Raw genomic sequence first — 17,470 nt, 5'->3', positions numbered from 1 at the left:
ATCTGTGTCTTGGATTACACTTAAAACCACTAGCTTTCGCTGGGAAGCCGAATTAATGCAGCAGCTCCTGGCGGCTCATCAAATCCCGGCCCGAATTGTAGACTTGGGTATAGCATCTTATTTAGGAGCAGGAAGTGCTACAGCCCTGCAAGTTCTACCAGAACATCAGCGAACTGCATCGCTCCTCATCAGTCCCATTGAAGAGGATAATAGTCAGTAGTTATTGGTTATTGGTTATTAGTTATTGGTTATTGGTTATTGGTTGCCAACAACAGCCAACAGTCAACAGTCAACAGTCAACAGTCAACAGTCAACAGTTAACAATTAGCAAGTTTTAATGTCTCTATTTGATTGGTTTGCAAATCGACGAAAATCAGTACCGAATTCCCAAGAACGACCGGAACGAGAAATCGCGGACGGACTTTGGAATAAATGCACAGCTTGCGATGCCCTCAGCTATACCAAAGACCTGCGAGCAAATCAAATGGTTTGCTTGGAATGCGGGCATCATATCAGAGTTTACAGCGACGATCGCATCGAGCAGTTAATCGATGCCAATACCTGGATGCCGATTAACGAAGGACTGCACGCCACCGATCCGCTAAAATTTCGCGATCGCAAAAAATATAGCGATCGGCTGCGAGAATTTCAAGAAAAAACGGGGCATTTAGACGCGGTAGAAACAGGCATCGGCAAACTCGAAAATTTGCCCGTCGCCCTAGGAGTGATGGAATTTCAGTTCATCGGCGGCAGCATGGGCTCAGTTGTCGGAGAAAAGCTGACTCGCCTCATCGAACAAGCCACACGGGAACGCTTACCGGTGATCATTGTCTGCGCTTCCGGCGGTGCGAGAATGCAGGAAGGAATGCTCAGCCTGATGCAAATGGCTAAAATTTCCGGGGCTCTGGAGCGCCATCGGGAAGCGAGACTGCTTTATATCCCGATTTTGACCCACCCGACTACCGGCGGCGTCACCGCAAGTTTTGCCATGCTGGGAGACATTATAATTGCAGAGCCAAAAGCTACTGTAGCTTTTACGGGCGGCCGGGTAATCGAGCAAACTCTGCGGGAAAAGCTGCCGGAAAATTATCAAACTTCCGAATATTCGTTCGCCCACGGTTTTGTAGACTTGATCGTAGTCCGGACTCAATTAAAGAAAACTCTCGCTGGACTCATCAGCCTCCACCAGCCCCAGCCTTTATTGGCAAGTTCGGAATTCCCCGCCGAAAATGCTAGCGACAGCCACCACGCTGTCCCCGCCCAGACTCACGCTTTCAAGCTTTCTCCCTAAGCTGCTGCGCGCGGGGCATTTTGTGGTGGAACACTCAAAATTTGAGACTCGTGTTTAAGCCCCAGATTGCATCTGTGGAGTAAATCTCAAATCTAAAATCCCCTGATTGTCTGTTGGTGAGTCCGCCTGAAACGAAATTTTTGTGGGAAAATTACCAAAAAACCGCTGGTTGCTACGAAAAATATAAAGTTTGCTAGGGAGAAATGCAGGCAGATACTGGGTTTTTAGCCCGGGCGCCCAAGTCCTATTGATAATAAAGACGCGGCAATGGGATGATATTGGTTGGAAGTTTATAGGCTGTGAAGTTTAGGTGAGCAAAAATGCTTAGTGGTAGTTAGCGGTTAGTTAGCTGGCGATCGCACTTTCATCTCAGAACAAACTAACACATAGCAGCTAACAGCGCTTGGTTAAATTGTCCACCTTTCATTCAATAGCCGTCAACTCAATTTTGACCAGTCAGCGACCTAAAAATTATGGGTTTTGCAGACCTATCCATCGCCGAAATAGCAGAAGACTTCAACGTCCCTGTTGAAGACGTGCTCCGCTTGTGTGACGAGTTGGAAATTGCCTACAAGCATCCTCAAACCCGTTTGGCTTTGGAAGATGTTAAGGCAATTATGTCCGCTCTCGAAAAAAGGCGCGACTCAAAACGGGTTGCAGATTAGCTCGATCGCAAAATTCCTCTACCTTTAAAGGTATGCTGCACAAACTTTCGCCAGTTGTCGCACAATAAAGGAATTTTGAACAGAAATCTGTTTGCCAGTTACAATCTCTTAGCGTTCAATAATTTGCCTGATTTTTTTAAGGAGAACCATGCTTAAAAGATATTTCATTGCTCTGACCGCTGTATTGTTGACATTTCAGTTATTTGTCAGCAGCGCCATGGCTGTAGAACTGAGTCCCGAACTTCGCACTGTGACTTTAGATGAGAAGGGTACTCCCGTGGTGCTGAGCCTCAAACAAGTCCAGCAAGGCAAACGCCTGTTTAACTCGACTTGCGCTCAATGTCACGGTGCGGGAATGACTAAAACTGACCCGAACGTGAATTTGAGTCCCGAAACTCTGGCTTTAGCAAACCCGCCCCGCAATAATATTGAGTCGCTGGTTGATTATATGAAAAATCCCACGACTTATGACGGCTTTGAAGAAATTTCCGAGCTGCATCCGAGCATAAAGAGCGCGGATATTTTCGCTGAGATGAGAAATCTCTCGGATGAGGATTTGTACGCGATTGGCGGTCACATTTTGTTGCAGCCGAAAATTGTCGGCACCCAGTGGGCTGGCGGTAAAGGCGCTCGCTAATCCATTTTAAATTTTAGATTTTGGATTTTGGATTGGGAGAAGGCTGGGCTTTGGCAAGGATTGCTAGCTGGTCGTTTTGCATTCTAAAATCTGAAATCTAAAATTTACCTTTTACTTATTGACGATCGCAAAAGGTTGTAGTCCCTCATGCTCCGTAGTGGTGTTTTTGTCTGCTTTCTGTTAGGAATTTTAATTGTTTTGCCGCTGGTACTGGTGGCACCTCAACCTGTTTTGGCTGCTGCCGATTCTTATGTAACTCGCTATTTGAAAGTTAGCGAACCTGTACCGCTAGAATTGGACGCACAGGGACAGACTCGGCTCTTTTCCGCTGAGGATTTGTCCGCAGGGAAGCGGTTGTTCGAGCAAAACTGCCTCAACTGTCATGTTGGGGGAGCGACTTTGCCAGATCCGACTATTTCTTTGTCTTTGACTGCTCTGGAAGGGGCAACGCCTCCGCGCACCACCATCAATAGTCTGGTGTCCTACCTGAGGGAACCGATGACTTATGACGGCAGCGAGGAGACTTTCTGGTGCCGCCAAGTGCCAGAAAGCTGGATGCGGCAGACAGAGATTGAAAATTTGGCTGCCTTTGTGCTTCGGGCTGCTCAGAAAGCTCCGGGCTGGGGCGTGGATAATTTTGAGAGTTGAACTGCCACTGCCAAAAAGTGGTAAATTATTCGGAAGAAGGCAATCGCGCAGTCGCGATCGCGCCTGTTTTAACAGGTAAAATATCTAAAGAATCACCCTTAGCGTGTCCATTAGAGGAGAACTGTGTTGAAAAGACTCTTATCGATCGCCCTGTTAGCGATCGCAATTTTGACTGTAGGCTTCGGCCGCCCTGCACTCGCTGGAGATGCTGCTAAAGGGGCTAAACTCTTTAGCGCCAACTGTTCTGCTTGTCACATCGGTGGCGGCAACGTCGTTATGGCGATGAAAACCTTGAAAAAAGGTGCTCTTGAGAAGTACGGCATGAATTCTATCGAGGCTATTACTACTCAGGTAACTAAGGGCAAAAATGCTATGCCTGCTTTCGGCACTCGCTTGAAGCCCGAACAAATCGAGGATGTAGCAACCTACGTGCTCGAACAATCTGAGAAAGACTGGAAAGGCTAAACTGCCTCTTTGAAGTCGGACAAACTGGGCAGACTTGATTTAATTTAAAACTTGTCTTCCCGATCGCACCCTCTCTTTCTCTTGGGTAAATAAATGTCGGTTTGCAGCGCTCTTCACCCCTTTAGGCAAGCGCGCCAAAAATCCGATGTTTATCAGCCCAAGAGCGAGGGAGGGATATTCTATTTTAGATTTTAGATTTTAGATTTTAGATTTTTTAGATTGAAGATTTTTGAGATTTTTTAGATTGAAGATTTTTTATAAATTGTCAAGCGCAGGACATTAACAGTACCTACGCATGGGGACAAGAAACCCGGTTTCTGAGCAAGAATTCCGATGATCAACGAGCAATATCTCAAGAAACCGGGTTTCTGATGTCGCAAGTAACATGGGGATAACAAACCCGGTTTCTGAGCAAAAATTGCGACGCTCAACGAGCAATATCTGAAGAAACCGGGTTTCTGAAATCAGGGCGCGATCGCTAGTTAAGTCATATTCGTTGAATTACAATCACAAAAACGGTTCGTAGTGCGGACTGAAGTCCGCTCCCTGGATGCGGACTGAAGTCCGCACTACGAACCGGATCGCGCGTGCGGTTAATCGATCGCACAGGATATTAATTACTAAATGCTGACTTTGCATAAATTGTCAATTATTTTATATTAAGATTTATTAAGACAGCGGTTCGTGAATCAAAAGTGTGTGCTAGGATATAACACCTTATTAGAAAAACCTGGAAATCAAAATAAAAGTCGATCGCTTTCATTGGACTCTACATCTACCATGAACGTCAAAACACCAGCAAAAGTTAAAACTAAAGTTAAAACCCTCGGAGACGCAGCCTCAAGTGCGATCGAGAAATATTACCACAAAACAGTAGCGCACGAGGATGAAGTTCTCAAAGACAAAGACGCGGAAGAACTTCACCAAATGCGAGTCGGAATGCGACGTTTGCGATCGGCTGTAACGGGTTTTGCTCGGGTTCTAGACTTGCCAAAAGAGGCTTCTGAACGCAAAATTGGTAAGGTGGGGCGGATTCTGGGAACCCTCAGGGATTTGGATGTGATGCTCGCAACTCTCCAAAACCAGTATTACCCGAATTTGCCAGCCCAGGAACAGGAAGTTTTGGATGAGGCTTTGTTGCATTTGCTCAAACAGCGCCGTCGGGCTTTGAAAGCGGTAAGGGCTGTTTTGGATCGCAAAAGTTACCAGTCGCTGAAACAGTCGATCGAGGATTGGCTCGATAAACCAGAGTTTCGGGCGATCGAACATTTGCCAATTGCTGAGGTTTTGCCGGATTTGCTGTTACCTCAAGTCAGCGAATTTTTCCTGCATCCGGCTTGGCTGCTGGGCACCGAATACGAGGATGGCAAAGTTAAAGTTGCTGATGATTTGACTGCTGAGGCTGTGGAAGAGAAGCTAGCAGCAGAGGGAACAATTCTGCACGATTTGCGGAAGCAAGCTAAGCGGGTTCGCTATTTGATGAATCTATTTGGCGATTTTTACGGCCCGGCTTATGAAGCTTATGTCGAAGATGTGAAAGCTATTCAGGAATGTTTGGGCGATATTCAAGACAGTGAAGTTTTAGGGGAGTTTTTGACAGATTTTGTCGATCGCAATTTGACCAAAGAGTTGCCGAAACTTGCTGGTTTGTTGGTAGAGAATCGCTACGCAGCTTGGCAAAAATGGCAGGTTTTGCAGCACAAGTATTTAAAGTCGGAAGTTCGAGAAGGTTTGCGATCGACTTTAATTAATCCTGTAGAGGTAGACGGCGGTTGAAACCGCGTCTACACAAACAATGTCCGCCGGACGCCGACTCAAGAGAATGGTGTAGATCAGACGGCGGTTGAAACCGCGTCTACAGAAACAATGTCCGCCGGACGCCGACTCAAGAGAATAACGTAATTTTCATGGCCCGTTTTTCAACCGGCGGAGGTGTTCGGCGAGCGAAGTCGAGTCGCGCGTGAGTGTCTGTATAGACGCGGTTTCAACCGCCCTGTCTTCTTAACAAAGGGCGATCGCACTTTCGCAGTCAAGACTCACGATATACTTGCAGATAGTTGAATAGAGAATTATAGCCATGACTCAAACAACATCAAGTCGCCCTCGCCGTCGAGGCAGGTTATTTCCTGAATTTACGATACCGCCAGAGGAGTTAGCCAGACGGAAAGCTGAAAAAGATGCCCGCTGTCAGCGTTATCGAGAAGTTTTTGCAAGGGTTAGCCTTGAACTAATAGATGAGCATTACAACTGGTTTATAGTTATTGAGGCAAACAGTGGCGACTATTTCATCGATTCTGATGAAGCAATTGCAGTTCAAAAAGCTCGTGAAAAGTACCCACGCGGGATAATTGGCATTCACCGCATCAATGAGACTGGGGCTTGCGGTACTTTATGATTGATGGCAGGTTCGGGGAGATTGGGGAGCTATTTTTTGAAATTGATTTAGTTGCTGCTGATGGCGAAACATTTCCTATTGAAGTGTTATTAGATACTGGATTTACAACGGGTTGGTTGGCCCTGGATACTCAAGATTGTCTGAGTTTGGGGTGGGTGATGATTGAAAGTGAACGACTGATGCTGACGGCGCGGGGTGAGGAGTATTTTGATATTTATGAGGGAAAAGCTGTAGTCGATGGAGAGGAGTATGTAATTCCTGTGTTGGTAGGGGATGGAATTCCTGAATCTATTCTGGGTTTGCAGTGGTTGAAACTGCTACCGTTGGCTGTTAATTTTGGGACGGGAGTGTTGACGCTGGGGTAGAGACAGAAGTGCGATCGCCCGATGTGCTAAAATCAGGATTAGAGTGAGAACTAAGTAGGTATTGCCAAAAATATGCCTCGTATCTTTACAGCAATCGTTTATTGGGAAGAAGATGTTTATGTGGCAGAATGTCCTGAAGTGGGAACTGCCAGCCAGGGTGAAACAATTGAAGAAGCGATCGCCAATCTGAAAGAAGCAACAGAACTCTATTTAGAGGAACTCTCTTTACCTAAAACTTCCCCGCGTTTACTAACAACATTTGAGGTGTTGAGCGCCTAGACTGCCCAGAGTCTGTAGTGCAGAAACTATCCGTGCTTTAGAACGCTTAGGGTTTGTCCGGGTTCGCCAGCGGGGAAGTCACGTTATTTTGAAGAAACAAATACTTGTAGACGATCCGGAAAATCCGCAAGGGGCGATCGAAGTAGGGTGTGTTGTGCCGGTACAGCGAAAAACTTTGGCAGTTGGAACTCTTGGAAGCATTTTAAATCAAGCTGGGATTTCAGTGGAAGATTTTTTGAATAATCTGTAGAGGGTAATTTGAACAGTTACCCAAGGAGAGATAATAGGGCAGAAAACGGTAAGGATTCAGGTTAAAAATAGTAAGAGTAAGAGCCAATAAATATCGTAATACCAAGGGAAAAAAACCTGGATACAAAAAATAAATCAGAGGTTTTTATCTGTAGGGAGAAGGCACCTTGAGTATCCGGCAATTTATGATTATGACAGATAATTTATATATGGTTAATGGTAGCAACAATTTTTTACGCATGGTACAATGTACTCATATCGGCGAAAAATCAGAGTTATGAGGTTAGTATTAAGGTGCGCGCCGCGCACCCTACAAATAAGTAAAAATCACGACTGCAACCACTTCACAAACTTATCCGTCGCAGTACCGATTGACTGTCCTACCTGTTTCTTCAAACGCCACCGCTGAAACGCTTGTTCGTACTCTTCCCCTTCACTTTGATAAACATTCCAAGCATTCAGCGACAATCCCAATCCCCACGTTAATACAATGAACAGCGACCAAGAAAGCTCGTGCGATCCTGCTAGATTAAACAAAACTAAAAAAGTATTGATAATGCCGTACTTTGTCAAGTTTTTCTGCAATTTGCCGCGACGGTAAGTGTTAAAAACCAGTTTTTCTTGAAATTCCCCTCTAGTGGCTAACCATTGCTGTTCCGCCGCCACGATATCCTGTTCGGAAATGCCCAATTCTGCTGCAATCTCGAAAAGCTGGACTCGGGAAAGTTCGCCTTCATCTTGTCGCCGGGCGATCGCAAGCTGTAATATACCTTGAGCATCCTCTGAACCGTAAATTTGACTTATTTGACTGTCATTGGTCGCCATATAACAAGTTTCCTATAATTGCTGACATCCTTTCTATGATAGAGATAAGCGGTGTTAAACGGCAGGTGGTGGCATTGGCGGATTTCAACACCCGGAGAATGCGGACTAAAGTCCTCACTACAAACCTTGATTTTAACCTAAAGTATACATCCACCCATCTCTCGCGCAAATCCTCACAATTCCGTCCCACACAACAGGCGTCGCTTCAAACGATAAACCCGGTTTAAATCTTGCGGATTCTTTTACTTTCAAACGGTAAAACTCGCCTTGAGCATTTTTCAAAGCATTCTTATCCCCAGACTTGGCTCGTTCCCACTTCAACTCGAACAAATAAACACCGTTGTATCCCGCACTGATTAGTTTATTGCCATCGGTAAATATTGGAGTAGAAATTGAAGAGCCAATCTCTTTTTTAAATACGATTACCGGAGTTTCGTAAGACTGATTTCGCCAAGGTACAAAATTCTTTTTGCCCGTAACTGCATCTTGGGAACCGATGTACAAATTGCCATCGATCGCATTTGTGGCAAATAACGCTGGAAAACCCCCAGGATTGTACTCGTCATTGAGCGCTACAGAGCCGATTATCCCGCCTTCCCAACTAGAAAGTCGGCGATTTCCAGTAGGTAAAAACCATTCGACGCTGGCATTCGGTTCTTTGTTTGGATTTAGTTTAAGGACTCCGCCGTTACCCGCAATGTATTGTTTTTCTATCGCACAAAACAGTTTCCCAGATTTGGAAATTACAGCACTTCCATCAATATCTGAACCAGTCTTGAAATCCCAGACTATCTTTTTTGTTTTAATACTAATGCCATAAATATGACCGGAGCCAGCAGAGATATATAATCTATCTTTGAGCCGAGATGGTGATGATTCTGCTACCAAGTTGCCGCCGTGCTTGCTGATATCTCCCGGCTCGTACAGCTTGACTTCTGACAATATCTGCGGTTGCTTGATTCCTTGTTTAACTTTAGCTTTGCTGGCAGAACTATTGAGAAAATAGCCGATCGCATTTTCCCCCGCATTGAACAAAACGCCATCGCCCAGATACAAAGCACTGCTATCGTTATCCTGACTGTAGCTGGGCGTTCTCCTGATGTCCAACTTCCACAGTTCCTTGCCAGTTCTAAAAGACACTGCCCTAAAACTCGGCACAACATTTTTGCCACCACCGCCGCTGCGGCTGCCTTGCAAAATCACAATTCGGTTTTCGGCGTTGGCTGTTTTGTCAATATAAATTGTGGAACTTCCTTTAATTATATCATCAAATTCATAGCGCCAAACTTCTTTATTCGTCGCCATGTCTATTTTGTGCAAATAGTGGTCGAAAGAACCTATGATTAAATAAGTTTTGTCTCGATCTCGGGTAATTGTTGGCTGTCCAGTCCAACCTGCGCCACTCCAAATTTGCGATTGTCTTCCCAGAAAAGTTCGGCCGCTTCCCAGCTCAAATTTGTTGATTAATTTCAAGCCTTTTGGGACGCCTCGACCGTAGAATCGGCGCTGGTCGTTGCCTAAAAAAGTTGGTACAAATAATTCTACTTCGGGAACTACTTTTTTGGTCGGAACTTTGTTAATATTAGTTTTTAATGCAGGTTGGATCGCTGGTTCTGCTTGCTTCGATGGTTCGGGTTGACACTGTTTGAGAATGGCAGGAGGAACTGCGGCACTTAACAAAAATTGTCCGAGCCGTATATTGAAGATTCTCCGGGATAATAAACTCATTTTATATTGAGATAATCAGTGGTAATATTAAAACATGATTGTCGCCAACAACTCAACTAAAACAGATCGCGCTAAACTGCTAAAGAACTGAAAAGCTGACTCAGTACGAGTTAAATTATATTTGATTATGGTCAACCGTCTTGCTCAATCCCAAAGCCTGTACCTGCGGAAACACGCCGAAAACCCGATCGACTGGTGGGCCTGGTGCGATGAAGCCTTAGCAACGGCCGAAAGCCAAAATAAGCCGATTTTCCTGTCGATCGGCTATTCTAGCTGCCACTGGTGTACGGTGATGGAAGGAGAAGCATTTTCCGATCGCGCGATCGCCCAATACATGAATTCGCAGTTTATACCTATAAAAGTCGATCGCGAAGAACGCCCGGACATCGACAGCATTTATATGCAAGCTTTGCAAATGATGACAGGCCAAGGCGGTTGGCCGCTCAACATTTTTCTCACTCCCGACGAGCGAATACCATTCTACGGCGGCACTTACTTTCCCGTAAATCCGCGCTACGGAAGACCAGGTTTTTTAGAAGTTTTGCAATCAATTCGCCGTTTTTACGACACAGAAAAGCGCAAATTGCAAGCTTTTAAAGGAGAGATTTTAGACAACCTGCAACAGTCGGCGATGCTGACAGGTTCAACCGCAGAATTAAATCGCGAAGTATTCCAAAAAGGCTTAGAACTCAACACGGGAATTATTGCTGGTAGCAACCCAGGCCCCTGTTTTCCGATGATGCCCTATGCTGAGCTAGCACTGCGGGGAACTCGCTTTGATTTTGATGCAAAACACGACAGCAAAAAAGTCTGCACTCAGCGCGGCTTAGACTTAGCCTTAGGCGGTATTTACGACCACGCAGCCGGGGGATTTCACCGCTACACGGTTGATGCAGCTTGGACTGTCCCCCACTTTGAAAAAATGCTCTACGACAACGGTCAAATTGTGGAGTATTTAGCTAATTTGTGGAGCGCGGGAATCCAAGAACCGGCTTTTGAAACTGCGGTGGCGGGGACAGTAGAATGGTTGAAGCGAGAAATGATTGCGCCGACAGGCTATTTTTACGCTGCACAGGATGCCGATAGCTTTACCCCCCCAACCCCCCCTTACCAAGGGGGGGCAGAAAATTTAACCCCCCCTTACCAAGGGGGGGAAACGGGGGGGTCTGAACCGGAGGAAGGAGCGTTTTATGTTTGGACTTACGCCGAACTACAAAACCTGTTAACGGCGGAGGAATTTGCCGAAATCCAAGAACAGTTTAATGTTACTCGCAGCGGCAATTTTGAAGGCAAGAATGTATTGCAGCGCCGCCATCCGGGCAAACTCAGCGCAACAGTAGAAACGGCTTTAGCTAAACTTTTCGCTGTGCGCTACGGCGACAAACCCGATCGGGTGAAAATTTTTCCGCCAGCCCGCAACAATCAAGAAGCTAAAAATGACAGTTGGCCCGGGAGAATTCCCGCAGTTACTGACACGAAAATGATTGCGGCTTGGAATAGTTTAATGATTTCGGGTTTGGCGCGGGCGGCGCAGGTTTTTGGGAAGTTGGAATATCTGGAATTAGCTGCGAATGCTGCTAGTTTTATTTTAGACAATCAGTGGACGGATGGGCGATTTGGGCGCTTGAATTATGACGGTAAATCGGCTGTGGCGGCGCAGTCGGAGGATTATGCTTTGTTTGTAAAAGCTTTGTTGGATTTGCATCAAGCGAGTTTGGCTTTAGCAAACGGAGCTCAGGCTAAACAGTTACCAAATTCTCAGTTTTGGTTGGAAAAAGCTGTGCGGGTGCAAGATGAGTTTGATGAGTTTTTGTGGAGTGTGGAATTTGGCGGCTATTACAATACGGCTAAGGATGTTAGCGCAGATTTGTTGGTGCGGGAGCGCAGTTATATAGATAATGCGACTCCGGCGGCGAATGGAATTGCGATCGCCTCTTTGGTTCGCCTGGCGCTGCTGGGCCCAAATTTAGAATATCTCGATCGCGCCCAACAAGCTTTGCAAGCTTTCAGCAGTATGATCGCAGATACTCCCCAAGCTTGTCCGAGTCTGCTTTCGGCTGTGGATTGGTATCAGCATTGTACTTTAGTCCGCACTTCTGGCGACCTGATTTCGGGGTTGCTTTCGCAGTATTATCCGACTGCTGTGTGTCAGATTGAGGCGGATTTACCTGAAGGTGCGATCGGGTTAGTTTGCGAGTGTTTGACTTGCAAAGAACCTGCCAAAAGTCAAGAGCGGCTGTTGGCTGAAATTATGCAAAGTCAAACGCGAGGATAGAAGACCGGGCGGTTGAAACCGCGTCGATACAAACAAAACCCACCTCCGTGGGTTGAAGAACGGGCGGTGAAAATTACGTTTTACGTTATTTTATTCAGTCCGCGGAGGCGGACATTGTTTGTGTAGACGCGGTTTCAACCGCCGTCTGCATCTGCATCTGCGCCCCTCAATCTTCCAAAATCTCGACTAAATCTTCCATCGTCACGTCGAAAGGATAAAGACCGGGCGGTTGAAACCGCGTCTATACAAACACTCACGCGCGACTCGACTTCGCTCGCCGAACACCTCCGCGGGTTGAAGACCGGGCCCTGAAAATTACGTTATTTTCTTAAGTCCGCGGAGGCGGACATGGTTTGTGTAGACGCGGTTTCAACCGCCGTCTGCATCTGCGCCCCTCAATCTTCTAAAACCTCAACCAAATCATCCATCGTTACGTCGAAAGCGCGGGCAATTTTGTAGACAGCAGACAAATCGACTGTGTTCAAAGTATCGCGCTGAACGTAGCTTCTGACAGTGTTGTAATTAACTCCGGATCGATCGGCAACTTGCTTTAGCGTCCAACCCTTTTGTTCAGCTAGTGCTCGAATCCGCAGTCTAACGTATCCCATGTTTTAACTTGACATTGATGCGTATGCAACATATAATGTGTGTACACTAAAAACGATCGCCCTAGGAGCCTCGAAAACTTAAGGGCGATCGCTTTTCTAGCCAACCCCGCTTTCCGCGGGGAAAGATTACCCTATGATACCAACATCAAAGCCAAAATTAAACACTCATCCCTGGTGCATCGTGCGCCAACTGCCGAATATGCAGCGATTGGTTGTTGGTCGGTTCCACCGCCGCGGCGATGCTGACGGCTATATCCAGATTTTACGGCGGTTAGTACCTGCGACTAAACACGCGATCGTCTTTGATACGACTGGAGCCTAGAAATTGGGAGATGCTCGAACATCTGAGATAGAGCGAATGCTGTAATGGATAAGCACGATCGCACGAGTTGTGTTTGAAGCAATCGTTAAGGGCGATCGGTTTTGTTGTGTTGATTAGGAAAGCGATCGCGCTCTTTGGTCAGAAACCGGGTTTTTTGCCTAATCTACAGGCTACAACGAAGAATTGTCGTAAAAAACCCGGTTTCGAGGAGTCTTAATGCGTCCGCGAGTGCTGGTGCTCACCCTAAAGGCAAGCGACAAAGAAGGTATCTAAAAATGAATTTCACCATTAAACTCCTTGATGTTGTTGCATTACTAGAAGACTTACCACAACAGGGCTTAGATCGCGGTCAAGTGGGAACAGTAGTTGATGAATACGATGCAGAGTTTGTTGAGGTTGAGTTTAGCGATTTGCATGGTTGTACCTACGCACTAGAAGCTTTTAGTAAGTCACAGTTAATGATTTTGCATCACAGTCCGCTTGCAGAAACCCAATGGCTAAAAAGTCAGCCATCAGTACAAAAAACTGTTTTAAATCGCCAATAATCCCAGCGCAGCTAATAATTAGCAATTAGCAACTAACAACATAACCTTTTTTATATTGACTATTTGCCACTTACTGATTATAATAACCAGGCCATAAATAACAAAATTGTTACGTCTAACAATTTTTCTCAAATAACCGTTAAACTATTCTAACGTTTGCACGTACCCAACGTTGCAGGCACAACCTATATCTGTTAAGGATTCGTCCTAATTCTTAGGAGCAGGATTTTAAAATATGCATCTCAGCGAACTGACTCATCCAAACCAATTACACGGCCTGTCGATTCATCAACTCGAACAAATTGCCCGACAAATTCGAGAAAAGCATTTAGAAACAGTAGCTGCCAGCGGCGGACACCTCGGCCCCGGATTGGGTGTAGTCGAACTCACCTTAGCACTCTACCAAACACTGGATCTCGATCGCGACAAAGTTACCTGGGATGTCGGCCACCAAGCTTATCCGCACAAATTGATCACCGGCCGCTACAACCAATTCCACACCCTGCGCCAAAAAGACGGCGTTGCAGGCTACCTCAAGCGCTGCGAGAGCAAATTTGACCATTTCGGCGCTGGTCACGCTTCCACGAGCATCTCCGCAGCCTTAGGGATGGCGATGGCGCGCGACCTTAAAGGGGAAAACTTTAAAACCGTAGCAGTCATCGGCGACGGCGCACTGACAGGGGGTATGGCACTCGAAGCCATCAACCACGCGGGCCATATGCCGAAAACCAATATGATGGTAGTGCTCAACGACAACGAGATGTCAATCTCGCCCAACGTCGGCGCAATTACCCGCTATTTGAACAAGATGCGACTCTCGCAGCCGGTGCAATTTCTCAAAGATAACTTAGAGGAACAATTCAAACAAATTCCCTTTGTTGGCGAAACTTTTACCCCAGAAATGGAACGCCTCAAAGAAGGAATGAAACGGTTAGCAGTGTCGAAAGTTGGAGCCGTAATTGAAGAATTAGGCTTTACTTACATGGGCCCGGTAGACGGACACAATTTGGAAGAGTTAATTGCCACTTTCAAACAAGGTCACACTATTCAAGGCCCTGTGTTAGTTCACGTGGTGACGGTGAAGGGCAAAGGATATGCGATCGCCGAAAAAGACCAAGTAGGATATCACGCCCAAAATCCCTTTAACTTAGCCACAGGTAAAGGCATTCCCTCCACCAAGCCCAAGCCACCAGCCTACTCGAAAGTCTTTGCCCACGCCTTAGTCAAGCTAGCACAAGATAATCCTAAAATTGTTGGGATTACCGCCGCAATGGCAACCGGAACTTGTTTAGATAAACTTCAGGAAAAACTGCCGCAACAGTACATCGATGTCGGCATTGCCGAACAGCACGCAGTGACTTTATCGGCTGGTTTAGCCTGCGAAGGAATGCGCCCGGTTGTAGTAATTTACTCGACTTTTTTGCAGCGGGGATACGACCAAATAGTTCACGATGTCTGCATCCAAAACTTGCCTGTTTTCTTCTGTTTGGATCGAGCCGGGATTGTCGGCGCCGACGGCCCCACGCACCAAGGAATGTACGACATTTCCTACTTGCGCTGCTTGCCAAACATGACAATTATGGCGCCCAAAGACGAGGCGGAATTGCAGCGGATGGTAGTCACCGGCATCAACCACACCAGCGGCCCGATCGCCATGCGTTACCCGCGCGGCAACGGTTACGGCGTTCCTCTGATGGAGGAAGGTTGGGAAGAATTGCCGATCGGCAAAGCCGAAATTCTCCGCAACGGCGACGACTTGCTAATATTAGGTTACGGTTCAATGGTTTATCCGGCAATGCAAACCGCCGAGATTTTGAGCGAACACGGCATCGAAGCAACAGTGATTAATGCGCGTTTTGTCAAGCCTTTGGACACCGAATTAATCTTACCTTTGGCACAAAGAATCGGCAAAGTTGTCACAATAGAAGAAGGCTGTTTGATGGGCGGTTTCGGTTCAGCAGTAGCCGAATCTTTAATGGACAACAATGTGCTCGTACCGCTGATGCGCCTAGGCGTACCAGATACATTGGTAGACCACGCAACGCCAGAGCAATCATTTGCAAGTTTAGGATTAAATCCCTCGCAAATGGCCGATCGTATTTTAGCAACATTCAGCCGCAAACAGTCACCCGTTAGCGTCTAATTAGCTATAATTGTAGGGTGGGCATAACCCCACCTTACTTCACATTCATTGTAAAAAAGGAGCACAAACAATGACTAACGTGAAACCAAATCGTACAGTACGGCTCGGCAGATTATTCCCTGAAATCCAATGGTCAGAAGAAAAAAAAGCCCAGTGGCGCGCTGAAAGAGAAGCATTTTATCAGCGCTGCAAACCAACATTCGATCGCCTAAAACCAGAATTAATTAAAACCCACTACAACTGGTACATAGCAGTTGAACCAGACAGCGGGGACTATTTTATCGACAAGGATGATATGCTAGTTGCACACATAGCCCATGAAAAATACCCGAAAGTTAAATTGCACGTCTTTCGGATCAATGAAACCGGAGTTTGTGGCACAATATGATTCATGGATGGTTTAGCGATGATAACGAGCTATTTTTTGAAAGAGAATTGATTGCTGATAACGGCTTAGAATTACCTGTTGATGCCCTGCTAGATACAGCTTTTTCAGGCTGGCTAGCAATGGATATTCAGGATTTAGAGGGACTTGATTGGACATATCTAAAACAATAAAAAATGCGAACAGCTAAGGGAGAATTTTATTTTGAACTTTATGCAGGAAAAATCAGTATAGACGGTCAAGATTTTGACATTCCCGTTCATGTCGGTGACGGAGTACCGGAAATTTTAATCAGTCGCCAGTGGCTCAAAATTCGACGATTGGTAGTTGATATGTCTTCAGGTATTTTAACTTTAGGAGCAAGTTAATTCGGTGCAGGAAAAAATAAAAAATTTTGATATAGTAATAGTAGGAGCAGGCCCCGCAGGCGGTCACTGTGCGAGAATTCTCGCCAAAGCCGGTCGCAAAGTCTTGCTGGCAGAACAAAACGAGAATTTTAATAAAAACGACTTTTCCAGCGCCGCCACGCCTCTAGAAACACTCTCTCAATTCGATTTACCCGAATCAGTTATTGGCAGTTTTTGGCACAAATTGACTATTGAAACTAGCAAAGTTAGTCAAACTTGGGAATCTCCACAAAACTTGGGAGTTGTGCTCAATTTTGCTAAATTTAGAGCATTTTTAGCTGAGGAAGTTGAGCGATTTGGCGGTGAAGTTTGGCTGGGTTGTCGCTACACCAGGCATTCGCAAGCAAGCGGCGAAACTCTAGTAGAATTCAAACAGCTATCCGACGGTAAACTTATCAAAGTTAGCACCAAAGTCTTGGTTGATGCTACTGGCTTTGCTAGGGCGATTATGTACGACAAAGAAAACGACAAGCCGAATTTTTTGTCGGGAACCGGCATCGAATATTTAATTGAAGTAGAACCCGAAATTTACAATAAATATGCCAATGATTTAATCTTCTTTTTGGGCGACAAATGGATGCCGAAGGGTTATTCTTGGATATTTCCAATGGAACAAAATAGGCTGAAAGTTGGTGCGGGCCGCATTTTTTTAGACGCTAAAACCCTCAAAGATTTGTCACCGCTGAAAAAATATATAGATTTGCTGATTGATGAATATCTGAAGTCTAAAAATTATCAGATTATTGACAAACACGGTTCGACGCTGAAATACAGTCAGGGTTTGCAGGATATTTATTGGAAGGATAACATAATTGCGATCGGCGATACTGTCTCGACAGTAAATTTTTTGGGTGGCGAAGGTATCAGACACGGGATGGATGGCGCCGAAATCGCGGGGAAATACATTGAAAAATATTTGGAGCGAAAAATCTCGGATTTTGCGGACTATGAGACCCAAATGCACCGCAAATTCGATCGGAAATGGAATATTTCGGAAAGGTTGGCGGTGAGAAAGTATATCGACGATGTTGATGATGAACTCACAGATAAAATGATTGCTTATTTGAAGTACATGAAAACTGAAGATGTGATGGATATTTTATTTGATTATAAGTTTGAGAAGATTTCGAGAGGATTTGGCGGTTATTTGCGGCGGAAATTTCAGGGTTTCGTGCAGCGGCTGATAAAAGTTTTCTAGCAATTACCTAGAACATCATAAATTAGGTTCGTAGTGAGGA

At 45.7% G+C, this 17,470-nt stretch carries 23 protein-coding genes; 19 read left to right on the top strand and 4 right to left on the bottom strand.

Translation table 11 applies throughout. From position 1 onward, the window contains the following. The first annotated feature begins 4 nt into the window (after positions 1 to 4). The 6 genes from QZW47_RS17955 to petJ all read left to right on the top strand — a co-directional run bounded on the left by QZW47_RS17955 (position 5) and on the right by petJ (position 3,706). Positions 5 to 220 (top strand): hypothetical protein, encoded by a 216-nt coding sequence (locus QZW47_RS17955; protein ID WP_293129252.1) that lies wholly within the window; start codon positions 5 to 7, stop codon positions 218 to 220. Between the two features lie 117 nt (positions 221 to 337). Continuing rightward, on the top strand, positions 338 to 1,291 hold the full coding sequence (accD, locus tag QZW47_RS17950; RefSeq protein WP_293129250.1) for an acetyl-CoA carboxylase, carboxyltransferase subunit beta: 954 nt from the start codon (positions 338 to 340) through the stop codon (positions 1,289 to 1,291). Between the two features lie 473 nt (positions 1,292 to 1,764). Then, positions 1,765 to 1,956, top strand: a complete 192-nt coding sequence (locus tag QZW47_RS17945) for a translation initiation factor IF-2 (RefSeq protein WP_293129248.1) — start codon at positions 1,765 to 1,767, stop codon at positions 1,954 to 1,956. Positions 1,957 to 2,104: 148 nt separating this feature from the next. Then, positions 2,105 to 2,593: a photosystem II cytochrome c-550 gene (gene psbV, locus QZW47_RS17940; RefSeq protein ID WP_293129246.1), complete on the top strand. Its 489-nt coding sequence runs from the start codon at positions 2,105 to 2,107 to the stop codon at positions 2,591 to 2,593. Between the two features lie 147 nt (positions 2,594 to 2,740). Continuing rightward, positions 2,741 to 3,241 (top strand): photosystem II cytochrome PsbV2, encoded by a 501-nt coding sequence (gene psbV2 / locus QZW47_RS17935; protein WP_293129244.1) that lies wholly within the window; start codon positions 2,741 to 2,743, stop codon positions 3,239 to 3,241. Between the two features lie 126 nt (positions 3,242 to 3,367). Continuing rightward, positions 3,368 to 3,706 carry a cytochrome c6 PetJ gene (gene petJ / locus QZW47_RS17930; RefSeq protein WP_293129242.1) on the top strand — a complete coding sequence of 113 codons (339 nt, stop codon included), beginning with the start codon at positions 3,368 to 3,370 and terminating at the stop codon, positions 3,704 to 3,706. 507 nt (positions 3,707 to 4,213) lie between these two features. On the opposite strand, the gene QZW47_RS17925 is transcribed toward petJ, so the two are convergent. Continuing rightward, positions 4,214 to 4,345, bottom strand: coding sequence for a hypothetical protein (locus QZW47_RS17925; RefSeq protein WP_293129240.1), 132 nt, complete (start codon positions 4,343 to 4,345; stop codon positions 4,214 to 4,216). 141 nt (positions 4,346 to 4,486) lie between these two features. On the opposite strand from QZW47_RS17925, the gene QZW47_RS17920 reads away from it, so the two are divergent. The 5 genes from QZW47_RS17920 to QZW47_RS17900 all read left to right on the top strand — a co-directional run bounded on the left by QZW47_RS17920 (position 4,487) and on the right by QZW47_RS17900 (position 6,995). Next, positions 4,487 to 5,482, top strand: a complete 996-nt coding sequence (locus QZW47_RS17920; protein ID WP_293129370.1) for a CHAD domain-containing protein — start codon at positions 4,487 to 4,489, stop codon at positions 5,480 to 5,482. 301 nt (positions 5,483 to 5,783) lie between these two features. Next, positions 5,784 to 6,101 carry a hypothetical protein gene (locus tag QZW47_RS17915; RefSeq protein WP_293129238.1) on the top strand — a complete coding sequence of 106 codons (318 nt, stop codon included), beginning with the start codon at positions 5,784 to 5,786 and terminating at the stop codon, positions 6,099 to 6,101. Then, positions 6,098 to 6,466 (top strand): aspartyl protease, encoded by a 369-nt coding sequence (locus tag QZW47_RS17910; protein ID WP_293129236.1) that lies wholly within the window; start codon positions 6,098 to 6,100, stop codon positions 6,464 to 6,466. The genes QZW47_RS17915 and QZW47_RS17910 overlap by 4 nt, the downstream gene beginning before the upstream one ends. Positions 6,467 to 6,538: 72 nt before the next feature. Then, on the top strand, positions 6,539 to 6,745 hold the full coding sequence (locus QZW47_RS17905; protein WP_293129234.1) for a type II toxin-antitoxin system HicB family antitoxin: 207 nt from the start codon (positions 6,539 to 6,541) through the stop codon (positions 6,743 to 6,745). A 1-nt stretch (position 6,746) separates the two neighbouring features. Further along, positions 6,747 to 6,995, top strand: coding sequence for a type II toxin-antitoxin system HicA family toxin (locus QZW47_RS17900; RefSeq protein ID WP_366930896.1), 249 nt, complete (start codon positions 6,747 to 6,749; stop codon positions 6,993 to 6,995). A 326-nt stretch (positions 6,996 to 7,321) separates the two neighbouring features. Here QZW47_RS17900 and QZW47_RS17895 read toward each other — a convergent pair whose 3' ends face one another. Further along, positions 7,322 to 7,819, bottom strand: a complete 498-nt coding sequence (locus QZW47_RS17895) for a 2TM domain-containing protein (protein WP_293129232.1) — start codon at positions 7,817 to 7,819, stop codon at positions 7,322 to 7,324. Positions 7,820 to 7,951: 132 nt separating this feature from the next. Beyond that, positions 7,952 to 9,547, bottom strand: a complete 1,596-nt coding sequence (locus tag QZW47_RS17890) for a PQQ-binding-like beta-propeller repeat protein (RefSeq protein ID WP_293129230.1) — start codon at positions 9,545 to 9,547, stop codon at positions 7,952 to 7,954. A gap of 127 nt (positions 9,548 to 9,674) precedes the next feature. Here QZW47_RS17890 and QZW47_RS17885 point away from each other — a divergent pair, with 127 nt between their 5' ends. Then, positions 9,675 to 11,822 carry a thioredoxin domain-containing protein gene (locus tag QZW47_RS17885; protein WP_293129228.1) on the top strand — a complete coding sequence of 716 codons (2,148 nt, stop codon included), beginning with the start codon at positions 9,675 to 9,677 and terminating at the stop codon, positions 11,820 to 11,822. A gap of 395 nt (positions 11,823 to 12,217) precedes the next feature. On the opposite strand, the gene QZW47_RS17880 is transcribed toward QZW47_RS17885, so the two are convergent. Beyond that, on the bottom strand, positions 12,218 to 12,430 hold the full coding sequence (locus tag QZW47_RS17880) for a helix-turn-helix transcriptional regulator (RefSeq protein WP_293129226.1): 213 nt from the start codon (positions 12,428 to 12,430) through the stop codon (positions 12,218 to 12,220). 133 nt (positions 12,431 to 12,563) lie between these two features. Between QZW47_RS17880 and QZW47_RS17875 the strand changes: the two genes are divergently transcribed. From QZW47_RS17875 to QZW47_RS17845, 7 genes are all read left to right on the top strand, one after another. Beyond that, a complete protein-coding gene (locus tag QZW47_RS17875; RefSeq protein ID WP_293129224.1) occupies positions 12,564 to 12,752 on the top strand; it encodes a hypothetical protein in 189 nt (62 codons plus the stop codon). Positions 12,753 to 13,027: 275 nt separating this feature from the next. After that, on the top strand, positions 13,028 to 13,297 hold the full coding sequence (locus QZW47_RS17870) for a DUF4926 domain-containing protein (RefSeq protein ID WP_293129222.1): 270 nt from the start codon (positions 13,028 to 13,030) through the stop codon (positions 13,295 to 13,297). A 235-nt stretch (positions 13,298 to 13,532) separates the two neighbouring features. Next, the gene (dxs, locus tag QZW47_RS17865; protein ID WP_293129220.1) at positions 13,533 to 15,440 is read left to right on the top strand and encodes a 1-deoxy-D-xylulose-5-phosphate synthase; all 1,908 of its coding nucleotides are present in this window, start codon (positions 13,533 to 13,535) and stop codon (positions 15,438 to 15,440) included. Positions 15,441 to 15,510: 70 nt separating this feature from the next. Then, a complete protein-coding gene (locus QZW47_RS17860; protein ID WP_293129218.1) occupies positions 15,511 to 15,828 on the top strand; it encodes a hypothetical protein in 318 nt (105 codons plus the stop codon). Further along, a complete protein-coding gene (locus QZW47_RS17855) occupies positions 15,825 to 15,998 on the top strand; it encodes a hypothetical protein (RefSeq protein WP_293129216.1) in 174 nt (57 codons plus the stop codon). Before QZW47_RS17860 ends, QZW47_RS17855 begins: the two co-directional genes overlap by 4 nt. Positions 15,999 to 16,001: 3 nt before the next feature. Continuing rightward, a complete protein-coding gene (locus QZW47_RS17850; RefSeq protein WP_293129214.1) occupies positions 16,002 to 16,193 on the top strand; it encodes a hypothetical protein in 192 nt (63 codons plus the stop codon). Positions 16,194 to 16,197: 4 nt separating this feature from the next. Then, entirely contained in the window at positions 16,198 to 17,430 is a 1,233-nt protein-coding gene (locus QZW47_RS17845) for an NAD(P)/FAD-dependent oxidoreductase (RefSeq protein WP_293129212.1), read from the top strand. Positions 17,431 to 17,470: the final 40 nt, after the last annotated feature.

The organism is Microcoleus sp. bin38.metabat.b11b12b14.051 (assembly GCF_013299165.1).
Classification (GTDB): domain Bacteria; phylum Cyanobacteriota; class Cyanobacteriia; order Cyanobacteriales; family Microcoleaceae; genus Microcoleus.
Note: the sequence above shows the minus strand (reverse complement) of the source record. Positions and strands in the feature narration are given on the sequence as shown.